Genomic DNA, 17,022 nt, shown 5'->3' on the forward strand with positions numbered 1-17,022 from the left:
AACAAAAAAGTGTGAAATATTATTACTTTTCAAAATCGTTTGTCATCATCGTCTTTACCAGATCTTCAAACCCAACATTAGCTGTCCATCCCAGTTTCTCCCTAGCCTTAGATGGATCTCCAATCAATATATCCACTTCAGTTGGTCTGTAATACCGAGGATCGATCTCTATCAGCACGTTACCGGTTTCCCTATCCACACCAACTTCATCAACACCTTCGCCCTGCCAGTTAATCTCGACATCCACTTCCCTGAATGCAAGTTCCACAAATTCCCTCACGGAATGGGTCTCACCAGTAGCTATCACATAATCATCAGGTTCATCCTGCTGGAGCATTAACCACATGGCTTCCACATAGTCCCCTGCAAATCCCCAATCCCTCTTTGCATCAAGATTTCCAAGGTAAAGTTTTTCCTGAAGACCTTTTTTGATATTAGCAACTGCCATTGTGATCTTCCTTGTGACAAAAGTCTCACCGCGGATCGGGGATTCGTGGTTGAAAAGAATTCCATTACATGCGAACATATCATAGGCTTCACGGTAGTTCACAGTTATCCAGTAGGCGTATAACTTTGCTGCAGCATACGGACTTCTTGGGTAAAATGGCGTTGTCTCCTTTTGAGGAATCTCCTGGACCTTCCCGTAAAGCTCGCTGGTTGAGGCTTGGTAGAACCTAGTTTTCTTTTCCAGACCAAGTATGCGTATGGCTTCCAGAAGCCTCAGGGGTCCAATGGCATCCGAGTTTGCTGTGTATTCCGGGGTTTCAAATGAGACCTGCACATGACTCTGGGCTGCAAGGTTATATATCTCGTCTGGCTGGGTTTCCTGTATGATCCTGATCAGGTTTGTTGAATCGGTAAGATCACCATAGTGCATGAAGAAGTTCACATTCCTCTCATGTGGGTCCTTGTAGAGATGGTCGATACGTGCAGTATTAAACGAAGAAGATCTTCTTTTGATGCCGTGTACAATATATCCCTTGCCAAGCAGGAACTCTGCAAGATATGCTCCATCCTGGCCTGTGATTCCAGTTATCAAAGCTGTTTTACCCATATTATTTACCCCTGGTTTATGAACTTCAATGTTTTAAATCGCTTTAAACTGAACATAAATTAAATATTGAGATTATTACTCTTTGAAATAATCAATTGTCTGCTTCAAACCTTCTTTCAATCCGACCTTTGGTTCCCATCCAAGAACTTCCTTCGCCCTACTGATGTCCGGCCTTCGAACCTTTGGGTCATCAACTGGCAGATCTTCGAAGACGATATTTGAATCGCTTTCTATGATATCAAGAACCTCTTCTGCAAACTCCAGCACTGACATCTCCGCCGGGTTTCCAATATTCACGGGCTCTGTGAAGTCTGACATCATCAACCTGTAGATCCCACCTACAAGATCTGAGACATAGCAGAATGAACGTGTCTGGGAACCGTCTCCGTAAACGGTTATATCATCACCTTTTAAAGCCTGGTTTATGAAATTCGGGACAACCCTGCCGTCATGTGCACGCATACGTGGTCCGTATGTATTAAATATTCTTACGATCCTTGTATCAATTCCATGGTATCGATGGTATGCCATTGTTATCGCCTCAGCATACCTCTTTGCTTCATCGTAAACCCCGCGAGGGCCTATTGGATTCACATTGCCCCAGTAAATCTCAGGCTGTGGGTTCACTAATGGGTCACCGTATACCTCTGATGTGGATGCGATCAATAATCTGGCACCTTGCTCTTTTGCAAGCCCAAGCATATTGTACGTGCCGAGGGCACCAACCTTCAGAGTCTGTATAGGCAGCTCGAGATAATCAACGGGAGAAGCGGGACTTGCGAGATGGAATATGTAATCGATCTTGTCCCCGAAATAGATCGGTTTTGTTATGTCATGTTTCAAATATGTGAATCTATCTGAATTAATGTGATCGATGTTTCTTGTATTTCCTGTTACGAGGTTATCTATGCAAATTACCTCATGTCCGTTTTCGATCAGAAGGTCGCAAAGGTGTGATCCTAAAAAACCTGCACCTCCAGTTACTATTGACTTCATGTTATCACTCATCAGAACTCTATTGAAGAAGAGTCCCCTATATTTAAAGAGTTGTGCTTACCAACGACGTTTGCATCATCCCCAACTATAGATGACTGCAGATTCACTTTCGATATGTGTGTGCGAGAGCCTATCACACTGTCAGAAATAATGGAGCTCTCCACCACAGTATCTTCTGCTATCGATGCATATGGACCAATGACAGAATTGACTATTTTCACATTTCCCCCGATCGCTACAGGATGTATGATCACAGAATCCACGCTTTCATAGCCAGAGCTAATCTTCTCTTTTTCATTCAACAATACCTGATTTGTCTCAAGAAGTGATCTAGCATGCCCACAGTCATACCAGCTTGAAACCTCGAAGATCTTCAGGCTGCTACCCTGTTGTATCATTTCCTGAAGTGCATCTGTCAGTTGGTACTCCCCACGTGACCTCACATCATCATCTATCATCATATCCAAGACATCGAATAGCATCTGTGTATCCTTTACAAAATATACTCCTGCGATACCAAGGTTTGATGCCGGCCTCTCAGGTTTCTCTTCCAGTTTCTTTATGCAGGGTGAATCCTGCTCAAGTTCAACGATCCCATATTTCCTAGGCTCTTCAACCTCCCTTACACCTATTGAACCTGCACACTTTTCATTCCCAGAATGCTTATTATAAAAATCAAGATATCCCGATTTAAAGATCATATCTCCAAGGGCTATCATGACATCAGAACCTCTCACATATTCTCGAGTAATATATATCGAATGACCAAGCCCCAGGCGGTTTTCCTGCTCCACATACCTAATATTAAATATGCCCTGATATTGTTCATCCACATAAGATATCAGCTGCTCCTTATGATACCCAACAACAAGTATGACCTCCTCTGGCTCAAGCTCTATCATCCTATCAAGGATATGTCCTATGATCGGCTTACCAGCAATATAGACCATCGGCTTTGGTTTTGTATGGGTATGCGGGAACAGGCGTGTTCCAGTACCAGCAGCTGGAATTATTACTTTCATCGAGATTCTCCGGGTAAACGAATTAATCAGCTATATTGACCTGGTAAAGTATTACTTTTGAACCTAAGCATTTTCAAATATCAATTCAAATGAACGATAGTGGTTACACTCGATAAATTTATTTCTTTAAAGGATTCATATTTGATCTATCAAAGACTGTGCCGTTTCCCTAACACTTCTTATAGATGAATACTCTGGAGCCCATCCAAGACTTTTCAATTTCTCGATTCCAAGCAGCATTCTTGGAACATCTCCTTTCCATCCACGATTGCCGCCTGTGTATGTAAATTCAACATTCTCAAGTCCCATTTCCTCAACAACGGTCTCACCGATCCCGGTTGCATTGATGGTGTCCTCAGAACCGACATTGAAAATGTTAACAGATTCATTACTGTTATTTACAGTAAACATTATCGCATTGACACATTCAGCAACATGAAGATATGATTTGGATTGCCTTCCGTCACCAAGGATCTCAAGTTGATCTGGATTATTTCTGAGCTTCTGGATGAAATCAACGATTATTCCGTGTGTACTTCGATCACCTACGATGTTTGCGAACCTGAATATCCAGGACTTCATGTCAAATGTGTGTGAATAGGACGTGATGAGAGCCTCACATGCAAGTTTGGATGCCCCATACAGTGAGATCGGTACAAGCGGTCCATAATCTTCAGGAGTAGGGATAATTTCAGCTTCGCCATAGACAGTGGATGTGGAAGTGAATGCAATATTTGGAACATTGTTCTTGCGCATTGCTTCAAGCAGATTGTAGGTTGCTGTGATGTTCTGGTCAAAATGTACTCTTGTATCCACAGCACCAAGTTTTACATCGGGATTTGCAGCTACATGGTAAACAAGATCAACACTTTCGCATGCCTTATCGATCTCTTCGGTGCTAAGCAGGTCCCCTTTTATGAGTTTAAATTTGGAATTCCCAACATGGTGTTCTATAAATCCCATGTTCCCGGAACTGAAGTTATCGAACACAATTACCTCATTTCCGGATTCCATCAACCTGTCGACAATATGGCTTCCAATAAAACCTGCACCGCCTGTGACAAGTATCTTTTTCACCCGATTTTCAGTTTTTGCGTTCATGATAATCATTTAAATCCTGAAATCTGTCTAATATTCAATTGGCCTGAAGGAGCTTTAAAAGTTTATTCGTGTCTCCCATACTCATCATCGAACCGGACAATATCATCCTCACCAACATACTCCCCAAGCTGCACCTCAATAATCTCAAGCGGCAACTTTCCGGGATTCGACAACCTGTGCCTGATGCCAGCCTTGATGAACGTACTCTCACCCTGCCTGAGGAAATACCTCTCACCATCATTCTCAACGCAGGCCATTCCTTCAACAACGACCCAGTGCTCGCTCCTGTGGTGGTGCATCTGGAGGCTCAGTTTCTTGTGTGGAAATACGACCAGGTTCTTGATCTTGTGCCTTTCCGAATCTTCCAGAATGGTGTAGGAGCCCCAGGGCCTGTATACGGTCTGGTGTAGCTGTACGCGCTCATCCTCGTCATCCTTGAGGGCAGAGACGACCTCTTTCACTTTCTGGCTGCTTTTCCTGGGGCAGACAAGCAGTGCATCCGGAGTGTCCACAACGACCATGTCATTGACATCGATCATTGAAACGATCTTCCCGGGTTTCGAATAAACGAGATTGTCAGTCGAATCGAGAAGCATGTCATCACAGTTGTAGATGACATTGCCATTTTCATCCTTGTCGAACTCATTGTATATAGCATCGAAGTTCCCGAGATCGTTCCACCGGTGATCGATCTTTACAGTGGCCACACGATCTGACTTTTCCATTATACCGTAATCGATAGATATCGATGGAACTTTCGAATAGATCTCCTGTACATCCTCTGATTTCTCGAATGCGTCGGATACATCCGGTGCATTGGATTTCATTTCATTGAAGAAAACGTCCGTATCAAAGAGGAACATACCGCTGTTCCAGAGGCAGCCTTCTTTGATGTACTTTTTAGCGACCTCAAGGTCGGGTTTTTCTTTGAATTCCGAGACTTTACATCCTACACCGAGAGCTTCACCGGGCTTGATGTAACCGTAGCCTGTTTGTGGTGATGTCGGAGAGATACCAAAGGTTATCAGGTACTCAGATGCAAGTTCTTCTGCACTTGCAATGGTTTCCATTGCCCCGGTGTCAAGAACATGGTCCGATGAGAAGATTCCTACAACGGACCTTCCGAACTTTCTGTAGATCTCCTTCATACCGTAGCATATCGCAGGAAGGGTGTTCTTGCCTTCAGGTTCGAGAAGGAGATTCTCAACAGGGAGCTCATGGCCCAGTTCTTCTATCTGCCCGATAACAAAGAACTTCTGAGATTCATTTGTCACTACGAATATATCAGAGATATCTGATACTTCGAGGCATCTGAGGACGGTATCCTGAAAAAGTGAAGTGTCATTCAGCTTTAAGAATTGTTTTGGGTATTTTTCACGGCTTAAGGGCCAGAGGCGTGTTCCCGAACCACCTGCAAGAATGATGGATTTTATTTTCTCAGCTCCGTAATTAAAAACTTTTTAATGGAATAGATTAATCTAAGCTCGAAATCGATGAATAAGTACTGACGTTAATTAATGGAATAACACATATTAAGTTCTTTTGTACTAATGCCCAATTGGTAACGAAAATATCCAATTCCAAAATAAGAAGAAACAGATAAGATACTGAATTAGCATCATTTCCAGAATCGAACGGAAATGTCTACATGCTATTGAAAGTTGTTACAAATGCATTATACCCAGCAATTGCATTATCCCGAAGTTCCCCCAGATAACCATCAGATTGTTAACAACAAGGAACACACCAACAAAAGTGATGATTCCCCTGACCATTGGCCACATCTCGGAAACCTTCGAATCTGAAGAGGACATGATGTCCTTGTAGAACCAGTAAACTACAAAGATAAAAGCGATCTTCAGAACAAAGAATGCCCACACTCCAAACTCTGCTATCAATAATGCCAGGAATCCGTTCTCTTCAACACCAACACTCAATGCCTGGGCTGTTGTGATGAAATCCCCGAGTACGTAGAATAGCAGAATATACCTGATATCATAAAGGAAGCTGTTGAACGCCCTGAGTGAATACCAGTTCTGTGTGGAAAGCTCCTGCTGCATAAATAAATGTATCCATGTACATTGTTATGTATGAAATGTCCACATAATTCGATGCTGTGTACACACCCCATGATGACAAGGCTACAATTGCCGATTTACTAAACATCACTTAAAAAAGAATTACCATGTATGCTTATGTAGTAGAATAACAAATGCCATTACATGGAACAAAACAAGAATACAATAGACATATCCACATCACTTTCTGACAACAACTGTGATGCATACCTGATGATAGGAAACTCGAACAATGCGGACATGTATTATTCGACACACTTCATCGCGGGCGACCCTTTCGCATACATCCAGACAAAGCAGGGAGAGGAGATCCTCATCGTTTCCACCATGGAGCTGAACAGAGCGAAGATGGAATCCAGAGTCTCCAATGTACACACCATGCAGGAATATGGATTCATGGAAAAACTGAAGGCAAGGAAGGACGGAGAGCTTGCCTACTGCGACTGCCTTGCAGAACTTTTCCAGCAGAAAGGAGTCAGGCACATCATGGTACCACATGACTTCCCGCTTTTCACTGCCCAGACGTTGAAGGAAGAGGGATTCTCAGTGATCCCTGCAAAGAGCCCTTTCAGGGAAATGAGGAAGAAAAAGGACCACGAGGAGATCGAAAAGATCAGGGCATCCCAGCAGGCCTGTGAGAAGGCGATGGGAACTGCCATCGACCTGATAGCTGATGCAACAGTGGAGAATGGAGTCCTTTACTCAGGAGAGGAAGCCCTTACATCGGAAGCCATCCGTGCGGCGATCGAGCATACCCTCCTTGACCACGGGTGTGAGGCTGAGAGCACCATCGTTGCCTGCGGGTTAAAATCATCGAATCCCCACTGGGAGGGGGAGGGAGAGATTACTGTCGACCAGCCAATTGTTATTGACATATTCCCGCGCAGTAAGAGGAGCCGGTACTTTGCAGACATGACAAGGACCGTGTTCAAGGGAGAGGCATCGGAAGAACTAAAAAAGATGTACGAAGCAGTGCATGCTGCACAGGAAGCAGCTTTTGCTGTACTGAAACCCGGGGCTCTTTATAGCGAAGTTCATAATGCTGTCTGTGACGAGTTCGAGAAACGAGGTTATGATACCATCAGGAACGAATCCAAGGTTGGCTTCATACACTCCACTGGGCATGGCGTGGGATTGGATATCCACGAGCAGCCATCTGTGGCCATTCAGGATGGAGAGATTGAGATCGGGCATGTTGTCACCATCGAACCGGGACTTTACTATCCGGAACTTGGAGGAATCCGCCTGGAGGACATGGTTGTGATCACAGAGGACGGGTTTGAGAATTTGACAAAAATGGAAAAGGAATTTGTAGTTTAAACTTACTAAGACCAATCATATACCTAAAGCTGGTGCAAACATATGGCAGATAAACTTCATGAGATCGAGGAGATAATCGGAAAGTACAGGAAGGCCGGAGAGATCCTCTCAACAGTTAGAAGCGAGGCAAAGGACAAGATAAAGGTCGGAGCAAGCCTTCTGGAAGTTGCCGACCATGTGGAGCAGAGGACAATCGAACTTGGGGGATTCCCTGCATTCCCATGCAACATTTCAAGAAATGACGAGGCAGCACATGCAACGCCACTTGCAGGCGATGAAACAATCTTCGGAGAAGATGTTGTAAAGCTCGACCTTGGAGTTCATGTTGACGGCTATATTGCAGATTCAGCCCTTACAGTGGACCTCACAAATGAATACGGAGACCTTGTAAAGGCATCTGAGGCTGCATTGTATGCTGCTATCGACACAGTTCAGAGTGGTGTGAACACCGCAGAACTTGGAGCAGTCATTGAGGACACCATCCATGAACATGGATTCAAGCCCATCGTCAATCTCACAGGTCACGGTGTCGGACCATACCTCGCACATGTGCCACCAAGCATTCCGAACAGGCACATAGACCACGGCGCAGTTCTTGAAGCAGGAGACATCATTGCCATCGAACCATTCGCCACAGATGGTGCGGGAATAATCTCCGACGGTGCACTTACAGAGATATTCTCACTGGTCGGGAAAAAACCAATACGCTTACCTGCTGCAAGGAAAGTGCTGAAAGAGATCGAACAGTACAGGACACTTCCTTTCGCAAGAAGATGGCTCACCTCTGACAAGCTCGACTACTCACTTATGCAGCTTGAGAAGGCAGGGATCATCACCTCATATCCTGTGCTCAAAGAGATCGAGGGAGGAATGGTCTCCCAGGCAGAGCACACCGTTATTGTCACCGAAGACGGATGTGAGATAACAACCAAATGAAGGGTTACTAATGAGATCAGCACTGATAATGGCATTGACAATTGTATGTTTCATGTCCATCATACCTGCATCATCCGCACTCACATGGACCAATGATATCGTCCTGGAAGAGGACGGCATGTCATGGGATTATACTGAAAACTATGAAGGACAGGTTGCCACAGCTTACAGGGCATTTATCGATTCCGAGGTTGGAAATAATGATGACCATGTCAGTGCCTGGGAACTCATGAAAGTGGACCATTTCATAAGGAACAGGCTCAGAACAACACTTGAAGAAGAACTGGACGTCAAATTTGACAGCAGTTCAAAGAACGTGCATGTTACAGATGTGGATGCAGAGATCGCACTGGATGTCCTGGGAAGCACTTCAAAGACAGACGAGATCACCAACATGTATTTTGTCACCTATGATTTTGAGAAGAACTTCTTTGACATGGGCAGCAGCCTGAGCTTTGAAGGGGAACCTAAGACAGAGGTCACTATCATCATGCCAGAAGGTGCAGAGCTGTTATCCTACGATGGCATAAAGATAAAGACCATTGATACGAAAGAGAACAGGACAGAGGTCAAAGGTTTCTTTGAAGATGAAGGGAAGATCACCATCGATTTTGCCAGGGAAGAAGCCAAACCTGAGGCTGAAGACGACGTTGAAGCTGAAGCAGAGTCTGAAACAGAGGTTGATGAAGCAGCAGAGTGAGAGAGCCCTTAAAAACATTAATATAAATTGAAACAATCCTTTCTTTCATGATAATAGAACAGATACCACTTGAAAATGGCACTGCAATGGGACTGAAGTTTGAGATGCAGAACGCCCCCCTCCTTGTGATAAAAGCTGACAAAGGCTTTGTCATGTGCGGCTACCTCGACACTGAGATCGCAAACAAGTTAGGAGATGTTGCGGCAAAGGTCAGAGGTGTGAACACCTTTGAGGATGTCCTCCACGCCGAAGTGCTGGATGTCACGAACCACGCAAAGGCCCTTGGCATCAAAGCCGGCATGAAGGGACATGAAGCACTTGAACTGATGTTCTGAGAACATCTTTTTTTAACATGTTATACGCATTTGAACTGTCAGGCGAGCACGACGAGCTGCCACGTGCGGAAGTCCTTGCCTGCCTTGACCTTGTTGAGCTTGAGTATGAAGAGAGTGACTACTTCGACCAGTGCCTTGTTGTGGACATTAAAGGCAACCCACAGGAAGTGGAAAGCAAACTCGATTACGTGGCAGAACGTGTTGCAATGGCACACCACATACTGAAGGTCATCGAAGTATGCCCGGATGACGTTGAAACCATCCTGGAGATAGCAGAGAAGGCCGATGTATCGGACCACATCAACAGGGAACAGAAATACGTCGTGCGCGCAAAGCGCATCAAGCACAATTCCACCATTGTCTGTGCAGACATGGAGAAACGTGTTGGTGGTGCCATCTACAGGAAAGGTTTCAATGCCAACCTGAAACACCCTGATGTGGAATTCAGGCTGATCCTTTCTGAGAAATGCGTCTTCGGATCCATCATTGCATCAGTGGACCGCAGTGCCTACGAAGCGCGTGCGCCTCACAAGAAACCATTCTTCTACCCAGGCGTGCTTCGCCCACGTGTGGCACGAGCACTTGTGAACATGGCCATGGTCAAAAAGCATGATGTTGTGTTCGACCCGTTCTGCGGTACCGCAGGAATCCTTGTGGAAGCAGGAATTGTCGGAGGAAGGGTCATCGGGCTGGAAGTCCGCTACAAGATCGCAGTGGGCGCACACATGAACCTTCAGCACTTCAATACTGACCACACCATGATGCTCGGAGATGCCTGCAGGGTCCCTCTTGTGGACGCATCGGTTAACGTCGTTATTGCAGACCCCCCATATGGTCGTTCGGCAAGGATAGAGGCAGAATCCATTCACCATCTGTACGAAGAGTCATTTGCTGAGATGTACAGGGTGCTCAGACCTGGCGGAAGGGCGATCATCGTTTCAGAGATGGACATTTCTGAATTTGTAAAGGATGCGGGCTTTGCCACTAAGGCACAATATCTGCAAAGAGTACACAAAAGCCTGACAAGAAAGATAACCGTACTTGAGAAAGCCAAATAAAGCCAATCACTTTTTACAGATAGAGATCTGTCACAAACCTCATTTATGAATGTGGTCCTGTATCAGATACCAGTAAGCTGAAAGTTCCCTGTCATAATGCACCCGGTTATCGAACCTGGAATCAATGATCTGCCAGAAACACGGGCTGTGCCTTAGTTCTATGAGATGTGCCATTTCGTGAAAGACCACATACTCCACAAGGTCGTCAGGAAGGTGCATCAAATGCCTGTTAAAGTTCAGCCTGCCTGCAGAACTGCAGCTTCCCCACTTTGTTTTCATTTTTCTGAAGGTCACTTTCTCAGGTTGAACTCCAAGATCTTCTGAGATCTTACCGGTAAAAGAGAATATAAGCTCCCGAAACTCACTATCCGACCTTTGAACGAGCTCTTTGGAAGCGGCGTTCTCGATGGTCGCCAGTGAACTGGCATAACGCCTGTAGACCCACAGTTTGTGCCTCAGGATAAGTTCCTCGTGATCCGGAAACCCTTTCGGGACCACAACGTTCAGCCTGCCTGAGCGGAACTCCAGTCGTGCACGCTTCACTTTGCGATGAGTAAGACTGTATGGGATGTCAATTCCATTGATTCCGATGGAATACTCCAGGCTCATATCTCGTCTGAAGGAGGGACTATCGGCAGGAGGTGTTCCAGCACATCGGCCATGACCCTGTAGCGTACAAGGTGGTCATGGACACGCTCGTGAGCCCTGCGTATGGCATAGCCGTCCTCGACCCATTCAATGGGTATCGGGTATTTCACATCCATGAAAACAAGACCGTATGCGTGTGCCGATCCCATGCCTTCCTCATAGGAATCAGGATCAAGCATTTGTTCCAGCCATTCCTCGTCACGGACACCGCTTCCCACCATCATTAATGCAGTTACGATCTTTCGGACCATGTTCCACAGGAAGCTGTTGGCCTCCACATCGATACGTGTCAGGTTCCCGCTGACCCTTACATCTATGCGTTCAACTGTCCTGACCGTTCCCCTGCCTGGCTCATTGGTACAGAAATTTGAGAAATCATGAGTTCCCTGCAGGAGCTTTGAAGCTGAACGAATTCTGGAGATATCATATTGCTCCCCGCACATAATGTAGCGGTAGGTTCTGCTTACAGCATGCCTGCGAGGATCAAAATTGTCCGGCACAAGTGAATGTGCCCATGCCCAGATGGTTCCAGGAAGCTTTGAATTGATCACACGGGGGATCGCCAGGTTGGGTACGTCGGTATCAAAGGCAACGACCTGACCCATGGCATGAACTCCGGAATCTGTTCGTCCGGAACTGGTAAAATTAGCTGACTTTGGATCCTTGATTATTTCCAGCTCTTTCAGTGCCTTGAACAGTTCACCCTCTACTGTAGGGACATTAGGCTGAATTTGGGAACCGTGATAATTCGATCCTATATATGCAATTTTGAGCGCAACTCTCATGGAATCACTGCTGCCACTTATGGAACTCTCTCTATAATATAGTTACCATAATTCCACACATATTCGAGTATATTGAATTACAGTGAGAATATATTTTATCGGCATGCAGTAAAGGAGTATCTTAAAGAACTATAGACCACAAGTTTAAATACAAGATAATACAATCTAATCTAAATTTTTGAGGCGAAACTATGATATCAAAACAACAGATCTCTGAAATAATAAGCAAGTACGATCAAGAGAATCTTGCTATTGCAACCGTCTGCTCACACTCAAGCCTCCAGATCTTCGATGGAGCCCGCAAAGAGGGACTAAAGACGATAGGGATCTGTGTAGGCCAGCCTCCTCGTTTTTATGATGCTTTCCCAAAAGCAAAGCCTGACGAATATATCGTTGTTGAGAGCTATGCCGATATCCCAAAGATAGCACAGGAACTTGTTGAGAAGAATGCGATCATTATCCCTCACGGTTCTTTTGTAGAATACATGGGAGCTAAGAACTTCGCAGAGCTTCCGGTTCCAACCTTTGGTAACCGTGAGGTACTGGAATGGGAGTCAGACAGGGAAAAGGAAAGGGAATGGCTCGAAGGCGCGGGAATTCACATGCCAAAGAACGTTCCCGACCCAAAGGACATTAACAGCCCGGTCATGGTAAAATACTACGGTGCAAAGGGCGGAAGAGGTTTCTTCATTGCCAAGACCTATGAGGAGTTCCTGGAGAACATCGACCCGAATGAGAAGTTCACCATACAGGAGTTCATTCTGGGTACAAGGTACTACCTACACTATTTCTATTCACCACTTGAAACCGAAGGCTACAGTTTAAGCGAGGGAACCCTGGAAATGCTGAGCATGGACAGGAGGGTCGAATCAAACGCAGACGAGATCTTCAGACTGGGTTCACCAAGAGAACTTGAAGAGGCAGGCATACACCCCACATACGTGGTTACCGGAAACGTACCTCTGGTCGCCAGGGAATCCCTGTTGCCACTCATATTCTCCCTTGGAGAAAAAGTGGTTGAAGAATCAATAAAGCTCTTTGGCGGTATGGTCGGTCCGTTCTGCCTTGAGACCGTGTTCACAGACCACCTCGAGATAAAGGTCTTCGAGATCTCCGCACGTATCGTTGCAGGAACGAACTTCTACATATCTGGCTCACCCTACGCAGACCTGGTAGAACCCGATCTCTCTACCGGTAAAAGAATAGCAAAAGAGATCAAACTTGCAAAAGACATGGGTCAGCTGGATAAGATCCTCTCTTAAGCGAAACATCAACACAAGATCGGACCACTTCACTGTGGCCAACATGGTTCCGGAAAACTACCGGAGCCAAATACTTTTTTTGATCAGGATTTTCAAGCGGTATGCGATTGCCTGAATTGACATTTGGCAAATGCAGTACTGAAAAGAGATAGAGAGACATCGAATAAAGCATCTAAAGTATAATGGATTATGTTGTATTGCAACCACTTGAATACATGCTCGGATAAATGCTGGAAGCCCCCTTCAGACCCCCTGCTCCGCCATGTCAGAGATCTGTCCGATGAGTTCAGAGGTCTCGTTCATTAGCTCAAGGGTTCTCTCAATAGTCTTGAAATCGATTTCCTGAGAACTTGTTTCCACAAACTCCCCAAACTCGTAGGACCGCTGGAGAAAGTCCCTGTACTCAGTTGCAACACCCTCTACGGAAGAAGATAAAGAGAACCCATCCAGTTCCTCAAGATACATCCCAGAGTCCTCCCTGAGCTTTATACCGCTTTCCCTGAGCAGAACCTCATCCCGTTCGGAAGATGCGGCCTTGATCGCTTCATAGTCATCCAGGATGACCCCTGCAGAATCTGAGGCCCATCTCAGGAAATCGATGTCCTCCATGGTCTGCGATACCGAACCTTCGATATCATCCACGCCATTCCCAATATCCTCACAGCCTGCAGCTGATAATGAAAAGACAACGATCAGCAATAAGACAACATTTCGACAAAGACCTGGTTTCATAATATATTCCCTAACTTTTCAATAAAAGGTAAATGGATAGGTAGATCCAGCAATATACTCAGGCAGTTATCGATATATAAATATTGACCAGAAACTGCACGGCAAGCATTCCCAGAAGGGCTGCAAACGGAACGGTGAGGTTGTCATGGCTACCGGAACGGGATTCCACATACATGCCTGTGATAGCACCAGCCAGGGCGGTCGGGCCTGCAAAGGGCAAACTGCATATCGCTGCCCCCAGGATTCCCGCAATGGTTCCTTCAATTGTCTTCGACGAACTACCATAGCACATCTTCCCGTGTATACCCACCATGGTGGCCAGGCCATCACCAACTGCAAGGACTACAATGGAAGCATAACAGATACCCTCATCCAGTCTGTATGATAGCAACAGGAGCGATAGTATTGAGAGTAGATATAGCAGGGGCTCAATGGCAAATTCCTCATACTCATTCTTCCTCCAGAGGAGCCTGAAAAATGAGTAGCCCCTTATTTTGGGCTTGATCAGCTCGATCCCGAGAAAAAGAAGTGTGAGGAACAGGACAAATCCCAATGCGACCTCCTTTCCCGAATAGATTGCCAGAATCGGGAAAAGAGCACCGGAGAGGTGCACTATTTTTCTTAGCCTGAGATAGGAAAGGAATCTGGGGACAGTACATGCAAAGTTTTTCAGCACCATTTGTTCACCGGTGAAAAATCATATATGCATAGTTATTGATTAGAACTCAATGATAAACCTAAAGGATGACATTCAGGCAGGAGTGGTCAAAAAACGATACATACTCGGCAGGAGGGATGAAAATGAGGATGGTGTGCTGGATATCGGCAGGTACCTTGCACTTGACAGGTCCTCAGGTTCACATGTTGCCATTGATGCACTGAAACCACACGCTATCCTGATATGCGGCAAAAGAGGATATGGGAAGTCCTACACCATGGGCGCCCTAATAGAGGAGATCTCCCTTTTACCGGAAAACATCAGGCAGAACCTTGCATCCCTGGTTATCGATACAATGGGAATTTTCTGGACCCTGGGCAGAGGGAACGATCCACAGAAAGAGCTATTGCAGGAATGGAACATGGAACCTGCAGGGTTTGACGCAGAGGTCTTTGTGCCTGCAGGCCATGTGGATGAATACACGGAAAGGCATATCGAGGTGACACCGTTCTCCATACCTGTGGCGCAATTACATGGTTACGACTGGTGTGAACTATTCAGCATAAAGACCACTTCCCCTCTTGGAGTGCTTCTGGTAAGAATAATCGAGGAAATGAGGGAAAGTAATGAGAGCTTTTCCTTCAAAGATATCATCAGCAGGATCAATGCGGACGACAGGTCCGATGACGTCACAAAGATGGCTGCTGAGAACTACCTGAGGACAGCAGCCTCATGGGGAGTATTTGAGAAAGATGCCTGCGGCATTTCCGAACTTATCAGAAAGGGATGCACTTCGGTACTCGATGTGAGCAGCATCGAAGACAAGGTCGTGCGCTCCGCAGTTGTCGGGATCATTGCCAGGGACACCTACAACAGGCGTCTTAAGGAGAGGCGCTCCTACGAGAGAATGGCCATGGGAGATGAGGATATAGAGCAGAAGATGCCCATGGTATGGATGTTCATCGATGAGGCGCACCTCTTCGTGCCCTCGCAGGGAGAAACACTGGCATCGGATGTCCTGATCAACGAATGGGTACGACAGGGAAGGCAGCCGGGACTGTCAATAATATTCGCGACCCAGAGACCTGCGGCACTGCATCCGGATATTATATCCCAGTCAGACATAGTGATATGCCACAGGCTTACCGCAAGAGATGATATTGAGGCACTGGAAGCGATCCGGCCCACATACATGAAGGAGAACATCGGGGATGCCATCAGGAAGATGGGACTTGAGAGAGGCATAGCATTCGTTGTGGATGACACCTCGGAGAGCACGCACCTTGTAAAGATCAGGCCAAGATACAGCTGGCATGGCGGGAACGAACCAAGTGCATTGAATGAAAGGAGATGAGAATAATGGATATGAAGAAAAGTGCTGACATGGTGATCAACACCTGCATGGGTGCAAAGGAAGGGGAAACTGTGCTTATCGTGACCGATACATGCACAGATGAGAAGATAACGAAGGCATTGTATACCTCAGCAGTCGATGCCGGATGCGAGGCACTGCTACTTACGATGGAACCAAGGGCACAGCATGGTGCCGAACCACCTGCACTTGTTGAAGAAGCCATGAAGAACGCCGATGTACTGCTCGCCCCGGCATCAAAGTCACTTACCCACACAAAGGCACGCAAACATGCATCCGAGAACGGAACAAGGACCGCTACAATGCCGGGAATTACCATCGGGATGATGGAGGAAGGCGGCCTGAACGCGGATTATGAGAAGATCAACAGCCTTGCGGATGAGCTTCTTGAGACACTTAAGGGGTCAAAAGAAGTGCGCATCACCACGGAACTTGGAACTGATCTTGTCATTGATGTCGACGGCGGAGAATGGATGGCAGACACTGGCATGTGCCAGGAAAAAGGCCAGACCACCAACCTGCCGGCAGGGGAGATGTACATCGCTCCGAAGAACGTGAACGGTAAAGCCGTTATCGATGGTTCCATGGCAGGTATCGGATTGCTTGAAGAACCACTGGTCATCGATATCCGGGACCGTAAGGCTGTGAGCTTTGAAGGCGAAGGAGCTGAAAAGCTTGAAGAGATGGTTAACAGGGTAGAACCCGATGGAAGAAACATTGCCGAGCTGGGAATAGGCATCAATTCCGCTGCAATGCTCATCGGCGTGATCCTTGAGGACGAAAAGGTGGGCGGTACCATACACATTGCACTGGGAGACAATTCCACTTTCGGAGGAGATGTTTCCGTTGACCTTCATCTGGACGGTATTATCACAGGACCGAAAGTGCTTGTTGATGGCAAGGACCTGAAAGTAGAACGCTTTGCATGAGATATTCCGGACCTGCAGCTTTGTGACCGGGTCATT

Annotated in this window: 18 protein-coding genes; 8 read left to right on the forward strand and 10 right to left on the reverse strand. The window is 46.2% G+C overall.

Going from position 1 to position 17,022, the window contains the following annotated elements:
- Window positions 1–22: 22 nt before the first annotated feature.
- The 6 genes from gmd to WOA13_RS10800 form a co-directional block, all read right to left on the reverse strand.
- Window positions 23–1,054, reverse strand: coding sequence for a GDP-mannose 4,6-dehydratase (gmd, locus tag WOA13_RS10775; RefSeq protein WP_342127904.1), 1,032 nt, complete (start codon window positions 1,052–1,054; stop codon window positions 23–25).
- A 75-nt stretch (window positions 1,055–1,129) separates the two neighbouring features.
- Window positions 1,130–2,050 carry a UDP-glucuronic acid decarboxylase family protein gene (locus tag WOA13_RS10780; RefSeq protein ID WP_342127905.1) on the reverse strand — a complete coding sequence of 307 codons (921 nt, stop codon included), beginning with the start codon at window positions 2,048–2,050 and terminating at the stop codon, window positions 1,130–1,132.
- Between the two features lie 11 nt (window positions 2,051–2,061).
- Window positions 2,062–3,072, reverse strand: a complete 1,011-nt coding sequence (locus WOA13_RS10785; RefSeq protein WP_342127906.1) for a sugar nucleotidyltransferase — start codon at window positions 3,070–3,072, stop codon at window positions 2,062–2,064.
- Window positions 3,073–3,207: 135 nt separating this feature from the next.
- A complete protein-coding gene (locus tag WOA13_RS10790; RefSeq protein WP_342127907.1) occupies window positions 3,208–4,173 on the reverse strand; it encodes an NAD-dependent epimerase/dehydratase family protein in 966 nt (321 codons plus the stop codon).
- Window positions 4,174–4,235: 62 nt separating this feature from the next.
- Complete coding sequence (locus WOA13_RS10795; RefSeq protein ID WP_342128033.1) at window positions 4,236–5,606, reverse strand: mannose-1-phosphate guanylyltransferase/mannose-6-phosphate isomerase; 1,371 nt, start codon at window positions 5,604–5,606, stop codon at window positions 4,236–4,238.
- 231 nt (window positions 5,607–5,837) lie between these two features.
- On the reverse strand, window positions 5,838–6,233 hold the full coding sequence (locus tag WOA13_RS10800) for a DUF5658 family protein (protein ID WP_342127908.1): 396 nt from the start codon (window positions 6,231–6,233) through the stop codon (window positions 5,838–5,840).
- Window positions 6,234–6,395: 162 nt separating this feature from the next.
- Here WOA13_RS10800 and WOA13_RS10805 point away from each other — a divergent pair, with 162 nt between their 5' ends.
- Genes WOA13_RS10805 through WOA13_RS10825 form a run of 5 tightly spaced genes read left to right on the forward strand, consistent with a single transcriptional unit; the run spans window position 6,396 to window position 10,600 of the window.
- Window positions 6,396–7,571, forward strand: coding sequence for a M24 family metallopeptidase (locus tag WOA13_RS10805; RefSeq protein WP_342127909.1), 1,176 nt, complete (start codon window positions 6,396–6,398; stop codon window positions 7,569–7,571).
- Between the two features lie 42 nt (window positions 7,572–7,613).
- Window positions 7,614–8,507 (forward strand): type II methionyl aminopeptidase, encoded by an 894-nt coding sequence (map, locus tag WOA13_RS10810; protein ID WP_342127910.1) that lies wholly within the window; start codon window positions 7,614–7,616, stop codon window positions 8,505–8,507.
- A 10-nt stretch (window positions 8,508–8,517) separates the two neighbouring features.
- Complete coding sequence (locus tag WOA13_RS10815; RefSeq protein ID WP_342127911.1) at window positions 8,518–9,207, forward strand: hypothetical protein; 690 nt, start codon at window positions 8,518–8,520, stop codon at window positions 9,205–9,207.
- 47 nt (window positions 9,208–9,254) lie between these two features.
- Window positions 9,255–9,542, forward strand: coding sequence for a YunC family protein (locus tag WOA13_RS10820; RefSeq protein ID WP_342127912.1), 288 nt, complete (start codon window positions 9,255–9,257; stop codon window positions 9,540–9,542).
- 17 nt (window positions 9,543–9,559) lie between these two features.
- Entirely contained in the window at window positions 9,560–10,600 is a 1,041-nt protein-coding gene (locus tag WOA13_RS10825) for a TRM11 family methyltransferase (protein WP_342127913.1), read from the forward strand.
- Window positions 10,601–10,639: 39 nt separating this feature from the next.
- Here the strand turns inward: WOA13_RS10825 and WOA13_RS10830 are convergent, their stop codons facing one another.
- Both WOA13_RS10830 and truA read right to left on the reverse strand, forming a co-directional pair.
- Entirely contained in the window at window positions 10,640–11,209 is a 570-nt protein-coding gene (locus WOA13_RS10830) for a M48 family metallopeptidase (RefSeq protein WP_342127914.1), read from the reverse strand.
- Window positions 11,206–12,033: a tRNA pseudouridine(38-40) synthase TruA gene (truA, locus tag WOA13_RS10835; protein ID WP_342127915.1), complete on the reverse strand. Its 828-nt coding sequence runs from the start codon at window positions 12,031–12,033 to the stop codon at window positions 11,206–11,208. The genes WOA13_RS10830 and truA overlap by 4 nt, the downstream gene beginning before the upstream one ends.
- A gap of 191 nt (window positions 12,034–12,224) precedes the next feature.
- Here truA and WOA13_RS10840 point away from each other — a divergent pair, with 191 nt between their 5' ends.
- Entirely contained in the window at window positions 12,225–13,295 is a 1,071-nt protein-coding gene (locus WOA13_RS10840) for a formate--phosphoribosylaminoimidazolecarboxamide ligase (RefSeq protein WP_342127916.1), read from the forward strand.
- Window positions 13,296–13,538: 243 nt separating this feature from the next.
- Here WOA13_RS10840 and WOA13_RS10845 read toward each other — a convergent pair whose 3' ends face one another.
- Both WOA13_RS10845 and WOA13_RS10850 read right to left on the reverse strand, forming a co-directional pair.
- On the reverse strand, window positions 13,539–14,027 hold the full coding sequence (locus tag WOA13_RS10845; protein ID WP_342127917.1) for a hypothetical protein: 489 nt from the start codon (window positions 14,025–14,027) through the stop codon (window positions 13,539–13,541).
- A 58-nt stretch (window positions 14,028–14,085) separates the two neighbouring features.
- Window positions 14,086–14,706 (reverse strand): hypothetical protein, encoded by a 621-nt coding sequence (locus WOA13_RS10850; protein WP_342127918.1) that lies wholly within the window; start codon window positions 14,704–14,706, stop codon window positions 14,086–14,088.
- A gap of 49 nt (window positions 14,707–14,755) precedes the next feature.
- Here WOA13_RS10850 and WOA13_RS10855 point away from each other — a divergent pair, with 49 nt between their 5' ends.
- Both WOA13_RS10855 and WOA13_RS10860 read left to right on the forward strand, forming a co-directional pair.
- On the forward strand, window positions 14,756–16,039 hold the full coding sequence (locus WOA13_RS10855; protein ID WP_342127919.1) for an ATP-binding protein: 1,284 nt from the start codon (window positions 14,756–14,758) through the stop codon (window positions 16,037–16,039).
- Between the two features lie 5 nt (window positions 16,040–16,044).
- Window positions 16,045–16,986 (forward strand): aminopeptidase, encoded by a 942-nt coding sequence (locus tag WOA13_RS10860; protein ID WP_342127920.1) that lies wholly within the window; start codon window positions 16,045–16,047, stop codon window positions 16,984–16,986.
- Window positions 16,987–17,022: the final 36 nt, after the last annotated feature.

It is taken from the genome of Methanococcoides sp. LMO-2 (assembly GCF_038432375.1).
In the GTDB taxonomy this organism is placed as follows: domain Archaea; phylum Halobacteriota; class Methanosarcinia; order Methanosarcinales; family Methanosarcinaceae; genus Methanococcoides; species Methanococcoides cohabitans.